Origin of the sequence: Paraburkholderia saeva, assembly GCF_907164555.1 — a bacterium.
GTDB lineage: Bacteria > Pseudomonadota > Gammaproteobacteria > Burkholderiales > Burkholderiaceae > Paraburkholderia > Paraburkholderia saeva.
Genome location: NZ_CAJQZC010000005.1, coordinates 463,154 through 487,901 on the forward strand (window position 1 = coordinate 463,154; position 24,748 = coordinate 487,901).

Genomic DNA, 24,748 nt, shown 5'->3' on the forward strand with positions numbered 1-24,748 from the left:
CAACGTGAACGTTCACGTACAGGTTGTGGCCAGATGCGGAGTGCGGGCGAAAAAAAGCCGCCCGCGAATGAACGGGGGCGGCTTTTCTGAAGCTTGCTGCGCAGTGGCGGGTTCTAGCTGCCGCGACGCATCATGTCGAAGAACTCGGAATTGCTCTTCGTCTGGCGAATCTTGTCGAGCAGGAATTCCATCGATTCGACTTCGTCCATGTCGTGGATGAACTTGCGCAGCACCCAGATCTTCTGCAGCACTTCGGGCTTGATCAGCAGTTCTTCGCGACGCGTGCCCGACTTGTTCAGATTGATCGAGGGGTAGACGCGCTTTTCCGCAAGGCGACGCTCCAGGTGCACTTCCATGTTGCCGGTGCCCTTGAATTCTTCGTAGATCACGTCGTCCATGCGGCTGCCGGTTTCGATCAGCGCCGTGCCGATGATGGTGAGCGAGCCACCTTCCTCGATGTTACGGGCCGCGCCGAAGAAACGCTTCGGACGTTGCAGCGCGTTGGCGTCGACACCGCCGGTGAGCACCTTGCCCGAGGCCGGCACAACCGTGTTGTACGCACGCGCGAGACGCGTGATCGAGTCGAGCAGAATCACGACGTCGTTCTTCATTTCGACGAGGCGCTTCGCTTTTTCGATCACCATTTCGGCGACCTGCACGTGGCGCGCGGCCGGTTCGTCGAAGGTGGAGGCGATCACTTCGCCCGCCACCGAACGCTGCATTTCGGTCACTTCTTCCGGGCGTTCGTCGATCAGCAGCACGAACAGCACGATATCCGGATGGTTCTGTTTGATCGCATGTGCGATGTGCTGCAGCATCACGGTCTTGCCCGACTTCGGCGAGGCGACGAGCAGACCGCGCTGACCCTTGCCGATCGGCGAGATCATGTCGATGATGCGGCCCGTGACGTTTTCCTCGCCGCGCATTTCGCGCTCGAGCAGCATCACCTTGTTCGGGTGAAGCGGCGTCAGGTTTTCGAACATGATCTTGTGCTTCGAGGCTTCCGGCGGCTGGCCGTTGACCTTGTCGACTTTCACCAGCGCAAAGTAGCGCTCGCCGTCTTTCGGCGTGCGGACTTCGCCTTCGATCGTATCGCCAGTGTGCAGATTGAAGCGGCGGATCTGAGACGGGCTGATATAGATATCGTCGGTGCTCGCGAGATACGACGTTTCCGGCGAGCGGAGGAAGCCGAAACCGTCCGGCAGCACTTCGAGCGTGCCGTCGCCGAAGATCGTGTCGCCCGTCTTGGCGCGCTTTTTAAGAATGGCGAACATCAGTTCCTGCTTGCGCAGGCGATTGGCACTTTCGATCTCGAGGCCATTGGCCATCTCGATCAATTCGGACACGTGCAGAGTCTTAAGCTCGGATAAATGCATACGGAGAACCCGCCGGGGAGGAGAAGGTGCGACGAAATGGAATCTGGGAGGAGAAGTGAGCGGAACCGCTCAGGGACTTACACGTCTTTTCGACGTTTAATGGATTCTAGCATAGCACATGCCGGATTCCGCCAGTGCAGCGGAAAAGCCTGTTCACAGGGCGCGTTGTTGTCCGCTGACAACAACGCGCCCTGGGCGCATCACAAGACCGGCTTAAAGATTGCCGTCAAGGAAAGCGGTAAGTTGCGACTTCGACAGCGCGCCGACCTTCTGGGCGGCAACGGCGCCGTTCTTGAAGAGGATCAGCGTGGGAATACCGCGCACGCCAAACTTGACCGGCGTGGATTGATGTTCGTCGACATTGATCTTGGCGATCTGCAGGCGATCCGCGTAGTCCTTGGCGACTTCGTCAAGGATCGGCGCGATCATCTTGCACGGTCCGCACCATTCGGCCCAGAAGTCGAGCAGCACGGGTTTGTCGGATTTGACGACGTCCTGTTCGAACGATGCGTCGCTGATATGCTTGATTTGTTCGCTCATTGTATGAATACCTCTTTCGGATCGCGGTCGCCCTGATGGCTCGCCACGATACATCAAACCAGGAAAACTTCTGTTCGCCTCGCCGCATTCATCGCCCGGCGGGACACCCTTCGGCACTACCCGATGGACGCGCCGCGGACCATGACATTACGGGTCATTCGTTCGCCAGTTTAGCCTAAATCGCTATGCGTTGCCGGTGGTGATAGTAGTGATGCCGGCAGCGTAATGTGTGGATCGATGGCGTTCGTAAAGCCTGCTCTGCATTGACCTGCGCATTGGCAGGCGCGTTTGCACGTTGTGCTCCTTCGACGCGTATCTGGTGTCGCGCGCAGTAAAACACAAGAGCGCACAAGCGCGGCGAAAGCACGACAGTGGGGCGCCGGGATCAGGCCCTCGCGCATTTCGCCGCCATCAGGAGTCGCGTTATCCGGTGACCGGTGATAGAATGCTTCGTGACGGGCCTCCTCGCATGGAGGGATGGTCAACCTGGTCAGGTCGGGAACGAAGCAGCCACAGCCGTTTTCCACCAGTGCCGAGGGTCGGGCTCGTCACCTTCCTCCTTTTCCGCAGTTCGTTTTCTTCTTCCTTTTTCCTTCGTTTCTCCTCTCAACGGGTTCCGTCTGTTCGCACGTTTGTGCTCCCACACTTCGCGTTGCTATCGGCTGTCGTCCTGGTTTTGTTCTATTGCTTCGTTAGCAAAATACAATGAGGCGGAAGCGCGTCGTCGCGTCTTGCTGATTCGTCTTTGCATAGCATCGTTGCTGATACAATTTCCGGATGACCTATCAAGTTCTCGCACGCAAGTGGCGGCCGAAGGATTTCGCGTCGCTCGTCGGACAGGAGCACGTGGTGCGCGCGCTCACGCACGCGCTCGACGGCGGACGTCTGCATCATGCCTATCTGTTTACCGGAACCCGGGGCGTCGGCAAGACGACGCTGTCGCGCATTTTCGCCAAGGCACTCAACTGCGAAACCGGCATCACCGCGACACCATGTGGCGTGTGCCGCGCGTGCCGCGAGATCGATGAGGGCCGTTTCGTCGATTACGTCGAGATGGACGCGGCGAGCAACCGCGGCGTCGACGAGATGGCGGCGCTGCTCGAGCGCGCGGTCTACGCGCCAGTCGACGCGCGCTTCAAGGTCTATATGATCGATGAAGTGCACATGCTCACGAACCACGCGTTCAACGCCATGTTGAAGACGCTGGAAGAGCCGCCTTCGCACGTCAAGTTCATCCTGGCGACCACCGATCCGCAGAAGATTCCCGTGACGGTGCTGTCGCGCTGTCTGCAGTTCAATCTGAAGCAGATGCCGGCCGGGCACATCGTCTCGCATCTCGAGCGGATTCTCGGCGAAGAAAAAATCCCGTCGGAAGCGCAGGCGCTGCGCCTCCTCGCGCGCGCGGCCGACGGCTCGATGCGTGATGCGCTTTCACTGACCGATCAGGCGATCGCCTATTCGGCCAATCAGGTCACCGAGGAAGCCGTGCGCGGCATGCTCGGCGCGCTCGACCAGAGCTATCTGATCCGTCTGCTCGACGCGCTTGCAGCCGGCGATGGCGCGGGCGTGCTGGCAGTCGCCGACGAAATGGCGCTGCGCAGCCTGTCGTTTTCGACGGCGCTGCAGGATCTCGCGAGTCTGCTGCATCGGGTGGGCTGGGCGCAGTTTGCGCCTTCGTCCGTGCTCGACGAATGGCCGGAAGCGGGCGATATCCGCCGTTTCGCGGAGACATTGAGCCCGGAGCAGGTCCAGCTTTTCTATCAGATCGCGACAGTGGGGCGCAGTGAACTGGGTCTCGCACCCGACGAATACGCCGGTTTCACGATGACGCTGCTGCGGATGCTCGCGTTCGAGCCAGCGCCGAATGGCGGTGGTGGCGGGGTCGCGCCCGCCACGCGACCGGCAGGCACAGGCGCTGCGGCAGCTTCACGAACGGCCGCGCCTGTGGCGGCCGCCCGCCAAAGCGGCGCTTCCGGCAACGTGCGTACGGCTGTCGACGCAGCGGCGCCAGCGGATCGTGAACCGGTGAGTGCCCAGCCTGACAGGGGCGCGCGGCCGGTTGCGCCCGCGTCTGCGTTGGCTGATATCGCGCCGCGCGGCATGCAGCACGACCACGGCGCTACGTCCGCTTCGGTGAATGCGGATGCGCCGGCAGCGATCGAAGCTAATGAGGCCATTGCCAGAACTGTCGCTGCTGGGTTGCCCTCGAGCGAAGCGCCAGCCGAAGTCGCATTGCCGATAGGAATTGCGCGCGAAGGCGAGCAGCCAGTCGAAGCCTCTGCTTCGGCGGATCCGGTCTCGCGTGCCGACGAAAACCCGCACGCGCCGACCGTCAACGAACCCGTTGCCGGCGCACAGGAACAGCCGGCTGCTTTCGCACCCATTCCCGAATTTCCACCGCGCGAAACCGCGTCGGCCGTACCGTTGCAACAGGAATTCGCGGCCGTTCCGCGCCGCGCGGGCGGCGCGAGCGCGGCGCTCGACGTGCTGCGCAGCGCGGGCCTGAAAGTATCGTCCGATCGTGGCCGCGCCGCCGCGCCTGCCGCTGCCGCGCCTGCACCGAAGACCGCGATGCCAAAGCCGGCGCCGCGCGTCAATGTTCCGGTGCCGACACCTGGCGCACCGCGCCGTGCGCAGGAAACCGCACCCGCCCGCACGCCGGCGCAATCACAGGCCCGCAATAACGGCGGTCAGGGCGGTTCGCCCGTTCCGCCGTGGGATGACATTCCGCCGGACGACTACATGCCGGTCTCGTCGGACGAAGCGTTCTTCGCGCCGCCCGATGACAACTACATGCCCGTGTTCGACAGCGGCCCCGACGATGTGCGTCTCACGCCCGCTGCAAAGGAACCCGTACCCGTCGTCGACACGCGTCCGCTGCCGCCGGCCGTTCCGCTCGATGCAATTGGCTTCGAAGGCGACTGGCCCGCGCTTGCCGTCGGGCTGCCGCTGAAGGGCATCTCGTATCAACTGGCGTTCAACAGCGAACTGATGTCGCTCGATGGCACGACGCTCAAGCTGAACGTTCCCGTGCCGCAATACGCGGATGCCGCGCAGGTCGCGAAGCTGAAGGCGGCGCTTGCCGAGCGCCTCGGCAAGACGGTCGACGTGCTGGTCGAAGTGGGCGCCGCGCGCCGTACGGCCGCCGCGCTCGATGCCGCCGCGCGCGCGCAGCGTCAGCAGGACGCCGAGCGCGAGATCCGTCAGGACCCGTTCGTGCAATCACTGATTCGCGATTTCGGCGCGAGCATCGTGCCGGATTCGATCAGGCCGATCGCGCCGGATGCCGGGCAGGGCACGGCCGGCGGTGCATCCGCCTCGCATTAGACTGAACACACACCGAAAGGCGCGGCAGTTGCGAAGCGCCGTCGCCAGACCCCTGAATTTCAAACGATCAAGAAGGAGCACGCCATGATGAAAGGTCAACTCGCCGGGCTGATGAAGCAGGCCCAGCAGATGCAGGAAAACATGAAGAAGATGCAGGAGCAGCTCGCCCTGATCGAAGTCGAAGGACAGTCGGGCGCGGGCCTCGTCAAGGTGACGATGACCTGCAAGAACGACGTGCGCCGCGTATCGATCGACCCGAGCCTGCTCGCCGACGACAAGGACATGCTCGAAGACCTCGTCGCCGCGGCATTCAACGACGCCGTGCGCAAGGCCGAAGCCACCGCGCAGGAAAAGATGGGCGGTATGACCTCGGGCCTGCCGTTGCCGCCGGGATTCAAGCTGCCGTTCTGATCCGGCAGCGTCAGCATCGCGGGTTTTGCAACGGCCGATCCCCGGACCGGCCCGAAGCACGACCCGCAGCATTTTCGATTTGCCTTTTTGACGACGCCGATTTCGCATGAAACAACCTTCCGCCCTGTCGGCGCTCGTCGAAGCGCTGCGCGCGCTGCCCGGAGTCGGGCCCAAATCCGCGCAGCGCATGGCGTATCACCTGATGCAGCACGATCGCGACGGCGCCGAAAAGCTCGGTCGCTCGCTGCTGTTCGCAACGGAACATCTCCAGCATTGCGAGAGGTGCAACACGTTCACCGAGGCGCAGATCTGCGAGGTCTGTCTCGATGAGGAGCGCGATCCGTCATTGCTGTGCGTCGTCGAGACGCCGGCCGACCAGATCATGCTCGAGCAGACGATGACCTGGCGCGGCCTCTATTTCGTGCTGATGGGACGGCTTAGCCCGCTCGATGGCATCGGTCCGAAGGAGATCCATTTCGACCGCCTCGTGAAGCGCGCGTCAGATGGCGTCGTCAAGGAAGTCGTGCTCGCAACCAATTTCACCAACGAAGGCGAAGCCACTGCGCATTACCTCGGCCAGACGCTGAAGGCGCGCGGTCTTGCCGTGACGCGTCTGGCGCGCGGCGTGCCGGTCGGCGGCGAACTCGAATACGTGGATGCCGGCACCATCGCCCGCGCCATGCTCGACCGGCGTTCGATGTAACGCATCGCTCCTGTGCGCTGACGCGGATACCGGAAGCATCACTTCTCGCAGACACCAGCCAAACGAAGGAGACACATGAGCGCAACCCAGGGCCCGCTCGCGGGCGTCAAGGTGCTCGAACTCGGCACGCTGATCGCAGGTCCGTTTGCGGCGCGTTTCATGGGCGAGTTCGGTGCCGAGGTCATCAAGATCGAAGACCCGAAGGGCGGCGATCCTCTGCGCAAGTGGCGCAAGCTCTATCCGGAAGTCGGCGGTACCTCGCTGTGGTGGGCCGTGCAGGCGCGCAACAAGAAGTCGGTGACGATCAATCTGAAAGCCGAAGAAGGCAAGGAAATCGTCCGGCGTCTTGCGAAGGAAGCCGATGTCGTCATCGAGAATTTCCGGCCCGGGCTGCTCGAGAAGCTCGGCCTCGGCTACGACGTGCTGTCCGCAGAAAATCCCGGTCTCGTGATGGTGCGGCTTTCCGGCTACGGCCAGACGGGTCCGTATCGCGACCGGCCAGGTTTCGGCGCGATTGCTGAATCGATGGGCGGGTTGCGTCACATCACCGGTTATCCGGACCTGCCGCCGCCGCGCATCGGCATTTCGATTGGCGACTCGATCGCGGCGCTGCATGGCGTGATCGGCGCGCTGATGGCGCTGCATCACAAGCAGGTGAACGGCGGCAAGGGACAGGTCGTCGACGTCGCGCTGTACGAGGCCGTCTTCAACATGATGGAGAGCGTCGTGCCGGAGTACGGCGTGTACGGCATGGTGCGCGAGCGTACAGGGGCATCGTTGCCGGGCATCGTGCCGTCGAATACGTATCCGTGTCTCGACGGCAGCATTGTGATCGGCGGCAACAGCGATCCGATTTTCAAACGGCTGATGATCGCGATCGATCGCGAGGATCTCGCGAACGATCCTGGCCTCGCGCAGAACGATGGCCGCGTGCCGCGCACGCTCGAGATCGACGCCGCAATTGCGACGTGGCTTGCCACCCGCACGATCGACGAGGCGCTCGCCGTGCTGAACGCGGCGGACGTGCCGGTCGGGCGCATCTACAGCGTCGCCGACATGTTCACCGATCCGCAGTACCTCGCCCGTCAAATGATCCAGCGCTTCAAGTGGCAGGGCGACGCCGAAATCACGCTGCCGGGCGTCACGCCGAAGCTCTCGGACACGCCAGGCGAAACGCGCTGGCTTGGCCCGGAACTGGGTGAACATACCGATGAAGTCCTTCATTCGCTAGGTTATGATGCGGACGACATTGCCCGGATGCATGCGGCGCAGATCGTTTGACGTGACGTCCACGCATGGAGGCGTGAGGCGGCAGAACATGTGACACCGCGAGGCCAGCGTCTGGCCCGCAACAATCCGGCACACGGGGCTGGGTACAACAAAAAACACAATGAGAACGGAGACACCAGGATGCAACGCAGAACGTTCCTGAGCGGCTCGGCCGCACTGGCTGGCGCCGCGCTTGCCGGCACGCCGCTCGCCTTCGCGCAGGGCAAGCCGGAGACGACGAAAGTATCGATCGCCGTCGGCGGCAAGAACCTGTTCTACTACCTCCCGCTCACGATCGCGGAGCGCCGCAACTTCTTCAAGGACGAAGGCCTCGAGATCGAAATCTCCGATTTCGCCGGCGGCTCGCAGGCGTTGAAGGCTGCGGTCGGTGGCAGCGCGGATGTGGTTTCCGGTGCGTTCGAGCACACGCTGTTGCTGCAGGCGAGAAGCCAGATGTTCCGCGAATTCGTGTTGCAGGGTCGCGCGCCGCAGATCGTGCTCGCCGTCTCAAAGAAGGCGATGCCCGACTACAGGACGATCGCCGATCTGAAGGGCAAGAAAATCGGCGTCACAGCGCCCGGTTCGTCGACGTCGATCATGGCGAGCTTCGTGCTCGCGAAAGCGGGGCTCACTGCGAAGGATGTCTCGTTCATCGGCGTGGGCGCGGGCGCGGGTGCGATCTCGGCGCTGCAATCCGGCCAGATCGACGCAATGGCCAATCTCGATCCGGTGATGACAAAGCTCGAACGCGCGGGCGACATCCGGGTAGTGTCGGATACGCGCACGCTCGCCGATACGCGCACGGTGTTCGGCGGCAACATGCCGGCGGGCTGCCTGTACGCGTCGCAAAGCTTCATCACGAAGAATCCGAATACGACGCAGGCGCTGACCAACGCGATGGTGCGCGGGCTCAAATGGCTGCAGACGGCCACCGGCAGCGAGTTGATCAATACGGTGCCGGAGGGCTATCTGCTCGGCGACCGCGCGCTCTATCTCGACGCATGGCAGCACGTGAAGGAAGCGATGTCGCCGGACGGCCTGATGCCGGCCGACGGTCCCGCGACGTCGCTGAAAACGCTCCAGACGTTCGACGACACGATCAAGGGCAAGCCAATCGATCTGTCGAAAACGTGGACGAACGACTTCGTCAAGAAAGCGTTGGCGAACGTCAAGGCCTGAACGCCATTTCGCGTATGACGGGCCCCGGTGGCCGTTTCACGGCCCGTCACGCACACGAATTCCACCGCATCCGGAGAAGCGAGCCGAACGATGACCGTTCCTGCACTGGCGCTCGACAACATCACTTGCACATTCGCGTCGCGCAACGACCGCACGCAACGCTATACGGCCGTCAAGGACACGACGCTTCACATCGCGCCGGGCGAATTCGTGTCGGTCGTGGGTCCGACGGGTTGCGGCAAGTCGACGTTGCTGAACGTCGGCGCCGGACTGCTCGAACCCTCGTCGGGTAAGGTGACCGTATTTGGCGAGACGCTGACGGGCATCAACCGGCGCGCCGGCTACATGTTCCAGGCCGATGCGCTCATGCCGTGGCGCTCCGCGATCGATAACGTGATGGCTGGCCTCACGTTCCACAACGTGCCGCGCGACGAAGCCCGCCGGCGCGCTGACGAATGGCTGAAGCGCGTGGGCCTCGGCGGCTTCGGCGACCGGTATCCGCATCAACTGTCGGGCGGCATGCGAAAGCGCGTCGCGATGGCGCAGACGCTGATTCTCGATCCTGACATCATCCTCATGGACGAGCCGTTTTCCGCGCTGGATATCCAGACGCGTCAGCTGATGGAAAACGAACTGCTCGACCTGTGGGCCGCGAAACGCAAGGCGGTGCTCTTCATCACGCACGATCTTGACGAAGCGATCGCGATGTCGGACCGCGTCGTCGTGCTGTCGGCGGGGCCGGGCACGCGTCCGATCGGCGAATTCAAAATCGATCTGCCGCGCCCGCGCGATGTGGCCGAGATCCGCTCGCATCCGCGCTTCGTCGAACTGCATGCGCAGATCTGGAGCGTGCTGCGCGACGAAGTGCTCAAGGGCTACCAGCAGCAACTGACGGCCGCGTGAGCGCGGCCTTCCACCAACGGTCAACAAGGTGACGAAAGACATGTGGAAGCGTGTGCGCCCGAATCGCGCCAATCTGGTGATCTGGCAGTGGATGCTGCTCGTGCTGAGCTTTCTGCTGTGGTACGTGCTGACGAGCCCGACGCTGTTGCCCGCGTTCTATTTCGACGATGCGAACAAGGCGGCGTTCTTCTTCGGCGAACCGCAGAAAGTGCTCGTGCGCATCTGGGAATGGTTCTCGGGCGGCGAAATCTATTTGCATCTGTGGATTACGTTGATCGAAACAGTGCTTGCGTTCGCGATCGGCACGATCTCTGGCCTCGGCATCGGCCTGTGGCTCGCGCTCTCGCCGATGGCGAGCGCGTTATTCGATCCGTATATCAAGGCCGCGAACTCGATGCCGCGTGTGATTCTCGCGCCGATTTTCGGCGTGTGGTTCGGGCTCGGCATCTGGTCGAAGGTCGCGCTGGGCGTGACGCTCGTATTCTTCATCGTGTTCTTCAACGTCTATCAGGGCGTGAAGGAAGTCAGCCCCGTTGTGCTCGCCAACGCGCGCATGCTCGGCGCGAACCGCAAGCAGTTGTTGCGCAACGTCTATCTGCCAAGCGCGATGAGCTGGGTGTTCTCGAGCCTGCATACGTCGGTGGGGCTCGCGTTCGTCGGCTCGGTGGTCGGCGAATATCTGGGCTCGGCGCGTGGCGTCGGTTATCTGATCCTGCAGGCTGAGGGCACGTTCGATATCAATACCGTGTTCGCGGGCATCCTCGTGCTGACCGCGTTTGCGCTGATCCTGGACGGCATCGTTGGTGTGGCGGAGCGTCGTTTGATGAAGTGGCAGCCCCAGAATGGCGAAACCGGGAAGCTGTAAAAAAGACCTGGGAGAAAGCAGGTCAGCAAACGAAAAAGCGGCACGCGATGCGCATCCATCGCGCGCCGCTTTTCGTTGCGGCTCTGGAGCGTCGCAAATAACGCAGCGCTTCAGGGTGTGATGACGATCTTGCCGATCACGCGCCGTTCCGCCATGTCGCGCAACGCACGCGGCGTGTCTTCGAGCGCGTAGCGCGCCGAGATGTGCGGACGCAGCTTGCCCGCCTTCATCCAGCCGAGCATCTGCTCGAAGCCTGCAACGTTGTTCTGCGGCTCGCGACGCGCATAGTCACCCCAGAACACACCGACGATGCTCGCGCCTTTCAGCAGCGTCAGATTCAGCGGCAGCTTTGGAATCTCGCCGTTCGCGAAGCCGACCACCAGATAGCGGCCGCGCCAGCCGATGCTGCGAAAGGCGGGCTCCGAATAGATGCCGCCGACCGGGTCATAAATGACGTCTGGACCTTTGCCGTCGGTCAGCGCCTTGATCCGCTCGCGCAGATCCTCGCGGCTGTAGTTGATCGTCGCGTCCGCGCCGTGTTCGACACAGGTCGCGAGTTTTTCGTCCGTCGAAGCTGCCGCGATCACCCGCGCGCCGAGTGCCTTGCCGATCTCGACCGCGGCGAGGCCCACGCCGCCTGCGGCACCGAGCACGAGCATCGTCTCGCCGGCTTTCAGTTGCGCACGATCGACGACAGCATGATGCGACGTGCCATACGCCAGCGTGAACGCGGCGGCGACGGCGAAGTCGGCGTCGTCGGGCAGCGGCACGCAGGCGGACGCGGGCGCGACGGCCTGCTCGGCGAACGCGCCCGAGCCCGTGAATGCGACGACGCGCTGGCCCACCCTGAAATCGCGTACGCCGTCACCGACCGCGCGCACGACGCCCGCGGCTTCCGAGCCCGGCGTGAACGGCAGCGGCGGCTTCATCTGATACTTGTTCTCGATGATCAGCACGTCCGGAAAATTGACGCTGGCCGCCTTGACATCGATGACCACTTCGCCGGCCTTCGGTTCGAGATCGGAAAGCGTTTCGACGGTCAGCCTTTCCGGCGGACCATACTGATTGCAGCGAATTGCGCGCATCGTGTCTCCTTCATGATTGATCGGCGTGAACGATCGAGTGTAAAGCAATCCGTACGACCGTGCTATTCATGTCGGGCCGCGCTGAGCATCGCGTGTGGGCCTGGGAGCGGTCGAGCAGCGGGCCAGAAAGGCGAGACCTTACGGTGAGACCGTAACGCATGTTTAATCGCCATGTTCCTCGGTTACAATCGCCGCATGCGAATCCTGATCAGTAATGACGATGGTTATCTGGCACCCGGTCTCGCCGCGCTGCACGAAGCGCTGAAGCCGCTCGCCGATGTAACGGTGATGGCACCCGAGCAGAACTGCAGCGGCGCGTCGAACTCGCTGACGCTGTCGCGGCCGCTCTCGGTGCTGCGCTCGTCGAATGGTTTCTATTACGTGAACGGCACGCCGACGGACTCCGTCCACATCGCGCTGACGGGCATGCTGGACCACACGCCGGACCTCGTCGTCTCGGGCATCAACAACGGCCAGAACATGGGCGAGGACACGCTCTATTCGGGCACCGTCGCCGCCGCTACCGAAGGCATCATGTTCGGCGTGCCGGCCATCGCATTCTCGCTCGTCGACAAGGACTGGGCGCATCTCGAAGACGCCGCACGCGTCGCCGCCGAAATCGTCGCGCATTATCTCGCGCATCCGCTGTCGGGGCACCCACTGCTCAACGTCAATATTCCGAATCTGTCTTACGACGCACTCGGTGACTGGCAGGTGACACGACTGGGCAAGCGCCATCCGTCGCAGCCGGTGATTCGCCAGACCAACCCGCGTGGCGAACCGATCTACTGGATCGGGCCGTCGGGCAGCGCGCGCGATGCGAGCGAAGGCACCGATTTTCATGCTGTCGCGAACGGTCATGTGTCGATTACGCCGTTGCAACTCGATCTGACCCACACGCAGATGCTGCCCGCGGCGCGCGACTGGGCGCGCGCCGGGACGAGCGCTCAATGACGAGCGAACGCGCAAAGCGCTTTCCGCTCGGCCTCGCCGATCTCGTGCGTGAACCACGCCGCGCTGAAGGCCGCGCAGGCGAGACGCGTGCGGTGGCGAGCGGCAAGCCGTCCGTCGCGAAGCCCGCCACAACGGCCGCGCTGAAACCAGCGGCGCTCAAGCCCGCGATCCTGAAGCCGGCGAACGCCACGCCCGCGACCGTCAAACCGTTGCACGCCCGACCGGCCCCACCGATTGCCCGTCCAGCAGGCAGCAAGCCTGTCGTGGCCCAACCTGCGGCCGCGCAACCGGCGATCGTCAAACCGGTTGCCGTTAAAGCCGCTGCTGTCAAAACCGCCGCAGGCAAACCGTCGCCGGCCAAACCCGTGCCAGCGGCGACACCCGCTTTGAAACCGTCGCCGGCCAGACCGTCTCAGATAAGACCGGTCGCCACACACGCCGGACGCATGGCCGCACCAAACGTCGCGCTCAGCAGCGCGATGGCGCTGACATCGGAACGCGTTCGCGAGCGCATGGTCGAACGCCTGCGGGCGAACGGCGTGACCGACCAGCGCGTGCTGAATGCGATGGCCGTCGTGCCGCGCCACATGTTCGTCGACCCGGGTCTCGCGACCCAGGCTTACGAAGATGCGGCACTGCCGATCGGTCATCACCAGACGATCTCGAAGCCGTCAGTCGTTGCGCGCATGATCGAGCTGGCCGCGGCCGGCCGGCCGCTCGCGAATGTGCTCGAAATCGGCACCGGCTGCGGCTATCAGGCAGCCGTGCTGAGCCAGGTCGCACGCGATGTCTATTCGATTGAACGTATCAAGCCGCTTTTCGAGCGGGCCAAGACCAATCTGCGGCCGTTGCGCATTCCGAACATCCGTCTGCATTACGGCGACGGTCGCATTGGCCTGCCGGCGGTTGCGCCGTTCGATGCGATCGTGATCGCCGCCGCGGGCCTCGACGTGCCGCATGCGCTCCTCGAACAGCTGGCGATCGGCGGACGGCTCGTCGCGCCGGTCGGCTCGCAGGAAGGGCAGTCGCAGGTGCTGACGCTCGTCGAGCGCACGGGCCCCGCGCAGTGGCGCGAGTCGCGGCTTGATCGCGTTTTCTTTGTACCCTTAAAATCCGGAGTGATCTGAAACCGATGAGTATGTTGCGCGCGATGCAAACAACCAGCCTGAACGACTCGACCGTCATGACCGTAGCCCGGCGTAGTGCGTGCGTAGTCGCGCTCTCCCTGTTGACGGCCTGCGCGACGCGCTTTGACGCCGCGCCCGTCGTCGACCGCTCGGGTACGGGCGCGATCGGCACGCAGGCCGGCACCTCGGCGACGCAGCCGGCCGTGCCGCTCGGGCCGCCCCCTCCGGGTTACTACCGTGTGAAGCCGGGCGATACGCTGTACCGGATCGCGCTCGAAAACGGCCAGAACTATCGCGACATCGCGACCTGGAACAACCTGACGAACCCGAACCAGATCGAAGTCGACCAGTTGCTGCGCGTGGCGCCTCCGGGTGCCAACGTCGGCGCGCAGACACCGGGCGTTGCCACCGCGCCGATCGGCGGTGGCGGCGTGCAGGCCGCGCCGCTTGCCGGCAGCCCGGCACCCGGCGCCGTGGGTGCCGCCGGCGTCACAACGGGTGTTACTGCGGCGCCGCCGGTCTACGGTTCCGGCCTGACCGCGACGACTCCGCCCGTCGCCACGCCGCAGGCACCCGCAAGCGACGCCAATGCGGCCGCGAACGGCAACGTCGCATTTGCGTGGCCGGTACGCGGCCCGATCCTCGGCACCTTCGACGATTCGAAGAACAAAGGCGTGAATATTGGTGGTGCGGCGGGCGACCCGGTGAAGGCTTCGGCGGATGGACGTGTCGTTTATGCTGGAAATGGGCTGCGCGGATACGGCAATCTCATTATCATCAAACATGACGCGACTTATCTCACCGCATATGCACATAACCGTGCTTTGATGGTAAAAGAGGGTGACGCTGTAACCCGGGGGCAAAAGATCGCCGAAATGGGTAACAGCGATTCGGACCGCGTGATGTTGCATTTCGAAGTTCGCCGGCAGGGCAAGCCTGTCGACCCACTGAAGTATTTGCCGCCGCAATAAGCGATACGACCATGCCGAAATCGAAGCGCCGCCCGCTGCAAGCCGGAACCGAGACAGTCAGCCGTGCCACGTCTGTTTCAGTGGACGACGGCGGTGCTGTGAACGACGACGACAGCGTGGACGAAATCGACAATGCCGCCGAGCTTGACGAGCGTCAGGCCGGCGCGGAAGAGGGCGCTGATGCGCGCGATGGCGCAAACGATTCCGCTCCCGATGCGGACGATTTTCGCGCGCTACTGCAGGCGGAACTCACCGCCGACACGATCCAGCATTACCTGAACCGCATCAGCGTCAAGCCGCTTTTGACCGTCGAGGAAGAGCAGCGTTACTCGCGGCTCGCCAAGGCCGGCGAGTTCGAGGCGCGGCAGGTGATGATCGAGCGCAATCTGCGGCTCGTCGTCAGTATCGCCAAGGGTTATCTGAATCGCGGCGTGCCGCTGCTCGATCTGATCGAGGAAGGCAACCTCGGCCTCATGCATGCGATCGAGAAGTTCGATCCCACGCGCGGCTTCCGCTTCTCGACGTATGCCACCTGGTGGATCCGCCAGAGCATCGAGCGCGCGATCATGAATCAGGCACGCACGGTGCGTCTGCCGGTGCATGTGATCCGCGAGCTCAATCAGGTGCTCCGTGCGAAGCGCCATCTGGAAAAGAATTCGATGAACGCCGGCCCGGCGGCCGACCGCCGCGACGCCAGCATCGACGATATCGCCTATCTGACCGGCAAAACCACCGACGAAGTCACCGACATCCTCGCGCTGAACGAGCACACGGCTTCGCTCGATGCGCCGCTCGATCTCGACCCGGCGAGCAGCCTGCTCGACCTGTTATCGGACGACCAGAGCCAGTCGCCGGATGCCGAAGTCCAGCACCGCGAGCTCGAAACGCTGACACGCGCCTGGCTCGCACGGCTATCTGACAAGCATCGTCATGTGATCGAGCGCCGGTTTGGCCTGAATCACATCGAGCCGGCCACACTCGAAGAACTCGCCGACGAAATGGGCCTGACGCGGGAGCGTGTACGCCAGATCCAGCAGGAGGCGCTGGTGCGCCTGAAGCGGTTCTTCGCCTCTAACGGTGTGCGCAAGGACGCCGTTCTGTAACTGATGACACCTATTCTTGTTTTCGACATCGAGACGATTCCCGATGTCGCCGGTATTCGCCGTCTCGAAGCACTCCCCGCCACACTGACCGACGACGAAGTCGCCGAACACGCCTTTGCCGCACGTCGCGAGAAGACGGGGAGCGATTTTCTCCCACATCATCTGCAGCGCATCGCGGCAATTTCGTGTGTGTTTCGTGACAACGCGGGCTTTCGCGTGCGCTCGCTCGGCACGCTAGCAGACGGCGAGGCGGCGCTGATCCAGTCGTTCTACCGCGTGATCGAGAAGTACACGCCGCAACTCGTGTCGTGGAACGGCGGCGGCTTCGATCTGCCGGTGCTCAACTACCGGGCGCTCGTGAACGGCATTCCGGCATCGCGTTTCTGGGATCTCGGCGAGGACGACCGCGATTTCAAGTGGAACAACTACATCAGCCGCTATCACGCGCGTCACACCGACCTGATGGACGTGCTCGCGATGTATCAGGCGCGCGCGAACGCGCCGCTCGACGCGCTTGCGAAGATGTGCGGCTTTCCGGGCAAACTCGGCATGGACGGTGGTCAGGTGTGGCACGCGTTCCAGCAGGGCCGTATCGAGGAAATTCGCAACTACTGCGAGACGGACGTGGTAAACACGTACCTGCTGTATTGCCGCTTCCAGTTGCTGCGCGGCGGTTTTTCGGCGGCGGAATACGAGGACGAAATACTTCTCGTCAAGAATGCGCTCGCCGAAGAGCCTGCGGCGCATTGGGCCGAGTATCTCGCGGCGTTTGGTTAAACCAGTCTTGCCGGTTCTCTTGTTCGTATGCCGCAGCGCAGCGCTATGGCCGCTGCACGTCGGTTTTCAGCTTGCACCGGCCGCGCACAGGCTCTTCGCTAATCCAGCTCCAGCACAACCGGTTGGTGATCTGACGCGCGCGTCACGCCGTCGATTTCGCAACGGCGTAGCCGGTCGCGCAGATCTTCGGTCGCGAAGATGAAATCACAGGTCAGCGAGCCGTTCTTCCATTGCACCGTGTCATAGACGCCCGCCGTCGGCGGCGGCGTCGCGCCGGGATGAAGCGTCGTCCAGCAATCGATGAAAGCGGGGCTGCCTGCCAGCGGTGCCAGCATGCGCTGATACGCGTCACTTCCGTACGCGCTGTTGAAGTCGCCGCATACGAGCGCGCTGACGGGGCGGCCTGTCGCGTTGAACGGGCCGATGGCGTCTTCGGCGGGCGCGGGATGTTCCGCATGATCGACGGCCTCCCGCTGAAGCCGGCGCAGTGCGTCGACCTGCGCGAGCCGTTGCGTCAGCGAATAAAACTCCAGATGCGTCACCAGCACGCGCAGCGCGCCGCCAGGCGCCTCAAGCACGGCTTCGAGCGCGACACGCTGCATCGACGGCGCCGCCGGATCGGCCGGCCACGGCAAAGTGTGCCGGATGACGCGCTGGACCGGCAGGCGCGTCACCAGTGCATTGCCGAACTGGCGGCGCAGCGGCGCGCCGGGCTGGCTCATGGTGCCCGAGGCGCCCGAGGCAATTGACGGCCCGGACGCGGCCGCCGGCAAATCCGCGCCGATGGCATCCAGCACCGTGTAGCCGGGCAACAGACGCGCCAGTTCGGCAAACTGATCGTCACCCGGATGGCCGGCCAGCGCGCTCAGGCCGCGGGTGACTTCCTGCATGCACAGCACGTCGAAATCGGCGAGGCGCCGTGCCTCGTCGAGCGTATACGCGAGATCTACCACGCCGTCCGCGCTGCGTCCCCACTGCACGTTCCAGCTGATCAGTCGCATGGTCAAATCTCCGGTGCCGGTTGCGCTTCGTCTACAATCTCGCCTTTCCCCACATGTCTGTCAGGAAGCCGCAGGTGTCTCGAACTGCCCATCATCGCTCGCGTAGAAACAGAACCCGGTCAGGGGCCGCGTCCGCCAGGACGGCCGCCGGGGACGCACCCGTTATTGCCCCCATTCTCGAAATCGAATCGCTCGACATGGAAGCGCGCGGCGTCGGTCGCACGGTCAATGAAGACGGCGAGCCGGGCAAGGTGATTTTCGTCGAAGGCGCATTGCCGGGCGAGCGCGTCAGTTATTTGAGTTATCGCAAGAAGCCGAAGTTCGAGCAGGCGACGGTCGTCGACGTATTACGCGAAAGCGTCATCCGCACCCGGCCGAAATGCCAGTTTTTCGGCACGTGCGGCGGCTGTTCGATGCAGCATCTGGATATTCGCGCGCAGATCGCCGTCAAGCAGCGCGTGCTCGAAGATAACCTGTCGCATCTCGCAAAGCTGCGCCCCGAAACCGTGTTCCGGCCGATTCACGGCCCGTCGTGGGGCTATCGCTACCGCGCGCGCCTGACCGTGCGCGACATCGAGAAGAAGGGCGGCGTGCTGGTCGGCTTCCACGAAAAGAAGAGCAGCTACGTCGCCGACATGACGTCCTGCGAAGTGTTGCCGCCGCACGTGTCGGCGATGCTGGTGCCGATGCGTCGTCTGGTGGAAGGGCTATCAATACGCGATCGCATGCCGCAGATCGAACTCGCGGTGGGCGCGTCGGTGACGGCGCTCGTGCTGCGGGTGCTGGAGCCGCTCAACGCCGCCGACGAACAGTTGCTGCGTGATTTCGCCGATGCGCACAACGTGCAGTTCTGGCTGCAGCCGAAGGGACCGGAGACCGTCACGCCGTTCTATCCGCTCGACGCACAGCTGGACTACACGCTGCCGGAATACGACATCCGGATGCCGTTCAAGCCGACCGATTTCACGCAGGTGAACCACCAGATCAACCGTGTGCTGGTGAGCCGCGCGTTGCGTCTGCTGGCGCCCGCCGCGACGGATCGTGTGCTCGACCTGTTCTGCGGCATCGGCAATTTCACGCTGCCGCTCGCGCGGGTGGCGAGGGAAGTCGTCGGTATCGAAGGCAGCGAGGTCCTCACGACGCGCGCGCTCGCCAATGCAGAGGCAAACGGCGTGGCGGGTCATACGTCGTTTGCATGCCGCAATCTCTTCGAAGTCACCGCCGACGACATGCGCGCGCTCGGTCACTTCGACAAGTTCCTGATCGATCCGCCGCGCGAAGGCGCACTGGCGGTCGCGAAGGCGCTCGCCGAAATCGCGCAGAGCGGCGAGGGTCCGCTGCCGAAACGCATGGTCTACGTATCGTGCAATCCGGCGACGCTCGCGCGTGACGCCGGGCTGCTGGTTCACGAGGCGGGTTATCGTCTGAAAGGCGCGGGCGTGGTGAACATGTTCCCGCATACGTCGCACGTCGAATCGATCGCGCTGTTCGAGCGGGACTGAACGAGGCGACCTGACGCCGGACTGCGAACCAAAACGCAGGTGCCACAAACGAAAACGCCACGGAAAAATTCCGTGGCGTTTCTGTTTGACCCGACCCGGCGCGACTCAGATCATGGCATGCGGTAACGGCGGGATTAGAACTGCCACCACGACTTCGCGGCACCCGGACGCGCGCGACCGGTGACATACGGGCTGTCCGGGAACGTGCCGGCCAGCACACGCTTCGTATCGTCGGCCAGTTGCGGCTGATCGAGTTTCTCGTAAGACAGCAGCATGATATGCAGCGCGTCTTCGATTGCAGGGGCGTTCTTGTATTCCTTGATCGCAAGCTGCGCGCGATTGATGGCCGCGACATACGCGCCCCGACGATAGTAATAATCGGCGGCGTGCACTTCGTGCGAAGCCAGCGCATTCACGATGTAGCGCATGCGCTGCGCGGCATCCGGCGCGTACTTGCTGTCCGGATACTTGTCGACGACCACCTTGAACGCGTCATACGACTCGCGCAGCGACTTCGGATCGCGCTCGCTCATGTCCTGACCCGAGAAGCGGCCGAACAGACCCAGATCGTCGTTGAAGTGGATCATGCCCTTCAGGTAGTACGCGTAGGAAATGTCCGGGTGATCCGGATGCAACTGGATGAAGCGGTCGATGGCCTGATCGGCGTTCGCGGTTTCGCCGTCTTTCCAGTTGCAGTACGCCACGTTGATCTGCGCCTGCTGCGCAAAATGGCCGAACGGGTCGCGACCTTCAAGCTGTTCGAAGTACTTGGCACACTTGCCCCAGTCGCCGCCGGAGAGCGCGTCCTGCGCCTCCGTATATAATTTGTTGTTGGTCCAGACGGCTGTCTCGTCCGTCTTTTCGGGCAGACCGTGGCAGGCTGCCACGATCGCGAGCGCTGCTGCACAGGCAAGGTAACGGGCGACATTTTTCATGCTGCGGGCGGCTTTCAGCGCCGTTGCATCTGCTGCCGCTTGTGCCGCTGCTTTTGCAGCGACCCGTGCCGTTGTTTGGGCCGTATTAGTAATGATGTTCAAGGCTCGCATTTTCCAGTCTAGCTTTACGTCCAGGTGACCCAGACTCAATGACCCGCTCAAAAACTCCGGGTACCGTTGCCGGTACTCCGGATAGCAACAAAGATTATAGCCCAAGCGCCGAGCCCGACGACGCGCTGGCAGCCGATTCCCTCGACGACGACCTCGGTAGCGACGCCCTTGTGCCACACGCCGCACAGATGGTGCCGAGCCGGCCGGTCGACGAAGCACCGCGAATCGCGCAGGTGCCGGACGACATGGCGGGCGACCGCCTCGACAAGGTACTCGCGAAACTGTTCCCCGAATTCTCGCGTAACCGGCTGCAAAGCTGGATCGAGGCGCAGCGTGTGCGTGTCGATGGCGCGCCCGCGAAAATCCGTCAGCCGGTGCCGCTTGGCGCCACCATCGAGCTGATTCCCGATCTTTTGCCCGAGCAGCTGGCATTTACGCCGGAGCCGGTCCCGCTCGACATCGTCTACGAAGACGACACCCTCGTCGTCATCAACAAGCCGGCCGGTCTCGTCGTGCATCCGGCGGCGGGCAACTGGGGCGGCACGGTCCTCAACGGCCTCCTGTACCGCTACGGCGCGTCGGCGGCCGGCCTGCCGCGCGCGGGCATCGTGCACCGGCTCGACAAGGAAACGTCCGGGCTGATGGTTGTCGCGCGCTCGCTCGAGGCGCAGACCGATCTCGTGCGCCAGTTGCAGGCGCGCACGGTGAAACGGCGCTATCTCGCGCTCGTGTGGGGCAACATGCCGGAAGAGGGCACGATCGATGCGCCGATCGGCCGCGATCCGCGTGAACGCACGCGCATGGCCGTGGTTACGAGCGCATCCGGCAAGGCCGCGCGCACGCACTTCCGGCGCATCGATTCGACGATGTGGGAGCGCCAGCCGGTGTCGGCGATTCACTGCGACCTTGAAACCGGCCGCACGCATCAGATTCGCGTGCACTGCGCGCATATCGGTCATCCGCTTCTCGGCGATCCGGTGTACGGACGCGCACGCGGCAAACGCTCCGTGACGCCGTTGCCGGACGGCTTCGCGCGCCAGGCGCTGCATGCGTGGCGTCTCGGTCTCATCCATCCGGAGACGGGGCGCTCGATGCAATGGCGCGCGGACGTGCCGGACGACATGGCGACGCTGTCGGCGGCGCTCGGTCTCGGTCGCGACGACGAAGGCACATTCGAAGACGAGTACGGCGAGGACTACGAGGACTACGACCACATCGATGACGATGACGACGCATCCGCCGACCTGCCGCACGGTGACGACGAAGACACGGACGATCCACGATGAGCTCGCCTGATCTGACGTTCGCCGACGTACTGCAGCCCGCGTGGCGTGTGTCGCCGCGGGTGCAGGCGCTTGTCACGACGCGTAACGGCGGCGTGAGCGAGCCGCCATTTGGACGCTGGGCCGATGGCGTCGATCAGCCGGGCGGCCTGAACCTGGGCCGGCGCGCCGGCGACGATCCCGAGGCCGTCGAAATCAACCGCGCGCGCCTTCTCGCGCTGACGGGTACGCCTGCGGCATGGCTCGAGCAGATCCACGGCGCGCAAGTCGTGAACGCCGCCGACGTGCTGGCAGGCGCGCAGCAGGGCGCGGCGCCCGTGCGCGCCGACGCCAGCGTGACAGACCAGCCGGGCGTGATGTGCATTGTGATGATCGCCGACTGCATGCCGGTATTGCTGTGCGATGCAAACGGCCGCGCCGTGGGCGCGGCGCATGCGGGCTGGCGAGGTCTCGCTGCTGGCATCGTCGAGAAGACGGCGGCACGGGTTGCGCAACTCGCGGGCAGCGGACACGAACGGCTCCACGCCTACCTTGGTCCGTCGATCGGTCCCACCGCATTCGAAGTCGGGGCAGACGTGCGTGACGCCTTCATGAACGGTGTCGACGGGGCACAACGGGATGCCACGTCGAAGGCGTTCGTTCCGCGAGCCGGAATGCCGGGTAAATACCTTGCCGATCTTCCTGCGCTCGCGCGCATTCGTTTGAATTGGATCGGAGTTACTCAGATCACCTGCGCAAACGCCTGTACCGTAACTGAACGATCGCGCTTTTATTCGTATCGTCGCGATGCCGAAACGGGACGTATGGCGGCAATGATCTGGCTCGCCGATTGAGCGAATCGCGTACAGACTGAACGCGCGCGGCACGCGGCGTGATGCCCGTATCCGCGTGATTCACGCGGCGAAATTTGCTGCGCCGCCGGAATCGCATCCGGCGGCACGTGTGATATCACGGCGTCCGCGAACGGGATTGCGCAACCGCTGCATAAAATGCCGTCAAGCCGTCAATAAATGTAAAACAACGGGGCATTCACACTCTTTTTACTGTTATCCACTGCATTGACAAATTGCGATTTCAATGTCCGTTAAAAGGACATGGGGAAAACGATAATTAAAAAAATATCGCACTGCGGCAAAATCGGGATCAAGCATTGACATGCCTTGCAATGGGGAGCAAGAATGTTCCTCACCACGGGACAGGGCGTGACGAGGTCGCGAGCAATCGCCCACGTGCGCATACACCTGCCTCTCAACCAGTCCGTCAGGACTTACCGGTAAAAAGCAGGTATGGCAGCATCAAAACGTTCTACTACTTCTTCCCGTAAGCCCGCTGCAGCCGATGCCCCGCAGCCGGAAGCCGCACCCGATACCGCGGCTTCGTCCGCCGGGATGCAGCAGATGTTCGAAGCCTGGATGAATGCATGGCGTGCGGCCGGCGGTACGGCCCAGCCTGCGCAAGGTGCCGCGGCGGACAGTGCGGCGGCGCCCTGGTGGACAGCTGCCGGATTCGGTGCGAACGGTTCGCCATTCCAGATGCCCGCCATGCCAGCATTTGCCGGCATGCCGCAGATGCCGTTCCCCGGCATGCCCGATTTCAGCAAGGCCGCAGCGGCGATGTCGCCATTTGCCGCGTTGAAGGTGCCTTCGGCGGCGATTCCGCCGGAGCGTCTCCAGCAACTGCAGTCGGACTATTCGCGCGAAGCGATGCAACTGATGCAGCAGGCCGCCGATGCAAAACCGAACCTTCCCGAGCTGAAAGACCGGCGTTTCAGCGCCGAGGCCTGGAGCGCCGCGCCTGCGTATGCGTTCACCGCTGCGTGGTATCTGCTGAACGCACGCTATCTGCAGGAACTCGTCGACGCGATCGAGACCGATGCGAAGACGCGTGAGCGCATTCGTTTCGCTGTCCAGCAATGGACCGCGGCGGCATCGCCCAGCAACTTCTTCGCGTTGAATCCCGAAGCGCAAAAGACACTGCTCGAAAGCCAGGGTGAAAGCCTGCGTCAGGGCGTGATGAACCTGTTGGGCGACCTGCAGCGCGGCAAGATTTCGCAGACGGACGAATCCGGCTTCGTGGTGGGCAAGAACCTCGCGAATACCGAAGGCTCGGTCGTCTTCGAAAACGAACTGCTTCAGCTGATCCAGTACAAGCCGCGTACGGCAACGGTGCGCGAGCGGCCGTTGCTGATCGTGCCGCCTTGCATCAACAAGTTCTACATTCTCGATCTGCAGCCGGAGAATTCGCTCGTTGCGCATGGTCTCGATTCAGGGCATCAGGTATTCCTGATTTCATGGCGCAACGCAGATGCCTCGATTGCCAGCAAGACGTGGGACGACTACATCGACGGCGGCGTGCTCACCGCGATCGAAACCGTTCGCCAGATCAGCGGACGTGAGCAGATCAATACGCTCGGCTTTTGCGTCGGCGGCACGATGCTCGCCACCGCGCTTGCCGTTGCGGCTGCGCGCGGCGAGCATCCGGCTTCATCGATGACCCTGCTTACCGCGATGCTCGACTTCAGTGACACCGGCGTGCTCGACGTGTTCGTCGATGAAGCGCATGTGAAGATGCGCGAGCAGACGATTGGCGGTATCGGTGGCGGCCAGCCTGGTCTCATGCGCGGCATCGAGTTCGCCAATACGTTCTCGTTCCTGCGGCCGAACGACCTCGTGTGGAATTACGTCGTCGACAATTACCTGAAGGGCCGCACGCCCGTGCCGTTCGATCTGCTCTACTGGAACAGCGATTCGACGAGCCTGCCAGGTCCGATGTACGTCTGGTATCTGCGCAACACGTATCTCGAGAACAGGCTGCGCGAACCGGGCGCGTTGACCGTATGCGGCGAGCAGGTCGACCTGTCGCGTATCGACGTGCCGACCTTCATCTACGGTTCGCGTGAAGACCATATCGTGCCGTGGCCTACGGCGTACGCGTCGGTGCCGCTGCTCACCGGGCCGGTCAAGTTCGTGCTCGGCGCATCTGGACATATCGCGGGCGTGATCAATCCGCCGAAGAAGAACAAGCGCAACTACTGGGTGCTGCAAGGCGAAGCGAAGACACTGCCGGAGACAGCTGACGACTGGTTCGAACAGGCTGCGGAAGTGCCGGGCAGCTGGTGGCCCGAGTGGACGGCATGGCTCGACCAGTACGCCGGAAAGAAGGTGAAGCCGCGTGCCGAGCCCGGCTCGGCGGACTATCGCGAGATCGAACCCGCGCCGGGTCGATACGTGCTTCAGCGTGACTGACAGTGAAGGGATGGCGTAGCAACAGCGGCGGCAGCAGGAGCAAGGGAAACGGCAATCGAAGCACGCCGCAATCGAAGCAGA

The 24,748-nt window shown here is 63.4% G+C and carries 21 protein-coding genes and 1 other RNA gene; 17 read left to right on the forward strand and 5 right to left on the reverse strand.

Annotated elements, in window-relative coordinates; translation table 11 throughout:
- Positions 1-113: 113 nt before the first annotated feature.
- Positions 114-1,376: a transcription termination factor Rho gene (rho, locus tag LPA36_RS16530; RefSeq protein WP_228878634.1), complete on the reverse strand. Its 1,263-nt coding sequence runs from the start codon at positions 1,374-1,376 to the stop codon at positions 114-116.
- A gap of 213 nt (positions 1,377-1,589) precedes the next feature.
- The gene (gene trxA, locus LPA36_RS16535; protein WP_006048864.1) at positions 1,590-1,916 is read right to left on the reverse strand and encodes a thioredoxin TrxA; all 327 of its coding nucleotides are present in this window, start codon (positions 1,914-1,916) and stop codon (positions 1,590-1,592) included.
- Between the two features lie 454 nt (positions 1,917-2,370).
- Between trxA and ffs the strand changes: the two genes are divergently transcribed.
- The 8 genes from ffs (at position 2,371) to LPA36_RS16575 (ending at position 10,573) form a co-directional block, all read left to right on the forward strand.
- Positions 2,371-2,469: signal recognition particle sRNA small type (gene ffs, locus LPA36_RS16540), an RNA gene on the forward strand.
- Between the two features lie 224 nt (positions 2,470-2,693).
- Positions 2,694-5,243 carry a DNA polymerase III subunit gamma/tau gene (locus tag LPA36_RS16545; RefSeq protein ID WP_228878637.1) on the forward strand — a complete coding sequence of 850 codons (2,550 nt, stop codon included), beginning with the start codon at positions 2,694-2,696 and terminating at the stop codon, positions 5,241-5,243.
- 84 nt (positions 5,244-5,327) lie between these two features.
- Positions 5,328-5,654, forward strand: a complete 327-nt coding sequence (locus LPA36_RS16550; RefSeq protein ID WP_007182071.1) for a YbaB/EbfC family nucleoid-associated protein — start codon at positions 5,328-5,330, stop codon at positions 5,652-5,654.
- A 106-nt stretch (positions 5,655-5,760) separates the two neighbouring features.
- Positions 5,761-6,357, forward strand: coding sequence for a recombination mediator RecR (gene recR / locus LPA36_RS16555; RefSeq protein ID WP_228878640.1), 597 nt, complete (start codon positions 5,761-5,763; stop codon positions 6,355-6,357).
- A gap of 75 nt (positions 6,358-6,432) precedes the next feature.
- Positions 6,433-7,638, forward strand: a complete 1,206-nt coding sequence (locus LPA36_RS16560; protein ID WP_228878641.1) for a CaiB/BaiF CoA transferase family protein — start codon at positions 6,433-6,435, stop codon at positions 7,636-7,638.
- A gap of 129 nt (positions 7,639-7,767) precedes the next feature.
- Positions 7,768-8,805, forward strand: coding sequence for an ABC transporter substrate-binding protein (locus tag LPA36_RS16565; RefSeq protein WP_228878643.1), 1,038 nt, complete (start codon positions 7,768-7,770; stop codon positions 8,803-8,805).
- A gap of 90 nt (positions 8,806-8,895) precedes the next feature.
- Positions 8,896-9,708 carry an ABC transporter ATP-binding protein gene (locus LPA36_RS16570; protein WP_228878645.1) on the forward strand — a complete coding sequence of 271 codons (813 nt, stop codon included), beginning with the start codon at positions 8,896-8,898 and terminating at the stop codon, positions 9,706-9,708.
- A 40-nt stretch (positions 9,709-9,748) separates the two neighbouring features.
- Entirely contained in the window at positions 9,749-10,573 is an 825-nt protein-coding gene (locus LPA36_RS16575; protein WP_228878647.1) for an ABC transporter permease, read from the forward strand.
- Positions 10,574-10,683: 110 nt separating this feature from the next.
- On the opposite strand, the gene LPA36_RS16580 is transcribed toward LPA36_RS16575, so the two are convergent.
- Positions 10,684-11,658: an NADPH:quinone oxidoreductase family protein gene (locus LPA36_RS16580; protein WP_228878649.1), complete on the reverse strand. Its 975-nt coding sequence runs from the start codon at positions 11,656-11,658 to the stop codon at positions 10,684-10,686.
- Positions 11,659-11,853: 195 nt separating this feature from the next.
- Here LPA36_RS16580 and surE point away from each other — a divergent pair, with 195 nt between their 5' ends.
- Genes surE through LPA36_RS16605 form a run of 5 tightly spaced genes read left to right on the forward strand, consistent with a single transcriptional unit; the run spans position 11,854 to position 16,590 of the window.
- Positions 11,854-12,612 carry a 5'/3'-nucleotidase SurE gene (surE, locus tag LPA36_RS16585; RefSeq protein ID WP_228878650.1) on the forward strand — a complete coding sequence of 253 codons (759 nt, stop codon included), beginning with the start codon at positions 11,854-11,856 and terminating at the stop codon, positions 12,610-12,612.
- Positions 12,609-13,739, forward strand: a complete 1,131-nt coding sequence (locus LPA36_RS16590) for a protein-L-isoaspartate(D-aspartate) O-methyltransferase (protein ID WP_228878652.1) — start codon at positions 12,609-12,611, stop codon at positions 13,737-13,739. Before surE ends, LPA36_RS16590 begins: the two co-directional genes overlap by 4 nt.
- A 5-nt stretch (positions 13,740-13,744) precedes the next feature.
- Entirely contained in the window at positions 13,745-14,710 is a 966-nt protein-coding gene (locus LPA36_RS16595) for a peptidoglycan DD-metalloendopeptidase family protein (protein ID WP_228878654.1), read from the forward strand.
- Between the two features lie 11 nt (positions 14,711-14,721).
- Positions 14,722-15,813: an RNA polymerase sigma factor RpoS gene (rpoS, locus tag LPA36_RS16600; protein ID WP_228878657.1), complete on the forward strand. Its 1,092-nt coding sequence runs from the start codon at positions 14,722-14,724 to the stop codon at positions 15,811-15,813.
- Positions 15,814-15,816: 3 nt separating this feature from the next.
- Positions 15,817-16,590: a 3'-5' exonuclease gene (locus LPA36_RS16605; RefSeq protein ID WP_228878660.1), complete on the forward strand. Its 774-nt coding sequence runs from the start codon at positions 15,817-15,819 to the stop codon at positions 16,588-16,590.
- A gap of 98 nt (positions 16,591-16,688) precedes the next feature.
- Here the strand turns inward: LPA36_RS16605 and LPA36_RS16610 are convergent, their stop codons facing one another.
- The gene (locus tag LPA36_RS16610; protein WP_228878663.1) at positions 16,689-17,591 is read right to left on the reverse strand and encodes an endonuclease/exonuclease/phosphatase family protein; all 903 of its coding nucleotides are present in this window, start codon (positions 17,589-17,591) and stop codon (positions 16,689-16,691) included.
- A 53-nt stretch (positions 17,592-17,644) separates the two neighbouring features.
- Here LPA36_RS16610 and rlmD point away from each other — a divergent pair, with 53 nt between their 5' ends.
- A complete protein-coding gene (gene rlmD / locus LPA36_RS16615) occupies positions 17,645-19,093 on the forward strand; it encodes a 23S rRNA (uracil(1939)-C(5))-methyltransferase RlmD (protein WP_267478573.1) in 1,449 nt (482 codons plus the stop codon).
- 134 nt (positions 19,094-19,227) lie between these two features.
- On the opposite strand, the gene LPA36_RS16620 is transcribed toward rlmD, so the two are convergent.
- Positions 19,228-20,028 carry an outer membrane protein assembly factor BamD gene (locus LPA36_RS16620; RefSeq protein WP_228878668.1) on the reverse strand — a complete coding sequence of 267 codons (801 nt, stop codon included), beginning with the start codon at positions 20,026-20,028 and terminating at the stop codon, positions 19,228-19,230.
- A gap of 149 nt (positions 20,029-20,177) precedes the next feature.
- Here LPA36_RS16620 and LPA36_RS16625 point away from each other — a divergent pair, with 149 nt between their 5' ends.
- The 3 genes from LPA36_RS16625 (at position 20,178) to phaC (ending at position 24,667) form a co-directional block, all read left to right on the forward strand.
- A complete protein-coding gene (locus tag LPA36_RS16625) occupies positions 20,178-21,425 on the forward strand; it encodes an RluA family pseudouridine synthase (protein WP_228878671.1) in 1,248 nt (415 codons plus the stop codon).
- The gene (gene pgeF, locus LPA36_RS16630; RefSeq protein ID WP_228878674.1) at positions 21,422-22,255 is read left to right on the forward strand and encodes a peptidoglycan editing factor PgeF; all 834 of its coding nucleotides are present in this window, start codon (positions 21,422-21,424) and stop codon (positions 22,253-22,255) included. Before LPA36_RS16625 ends, pgeF begins: the two co-directional genes overlap by 4 nt.
- Before the next feature lie 453 nt (positions 22,256-22,708).
- The gene (gene phaC, locus LPA36_RS16635) at positions 22,709-24,667 is read left to right on the forward strand and encodes a class I poly(R)-hydroxyalkanoic acid synthase (RefSeq protein ID WP_228878676.1); all 1,959 of its coding nucleotides are present in this window, start codon (positions 22,709-22,711) and stop codon (positions 24,665-24,667) included.
- Positions 24,668-24,748 lie beyond the last annotated feature (81 nt).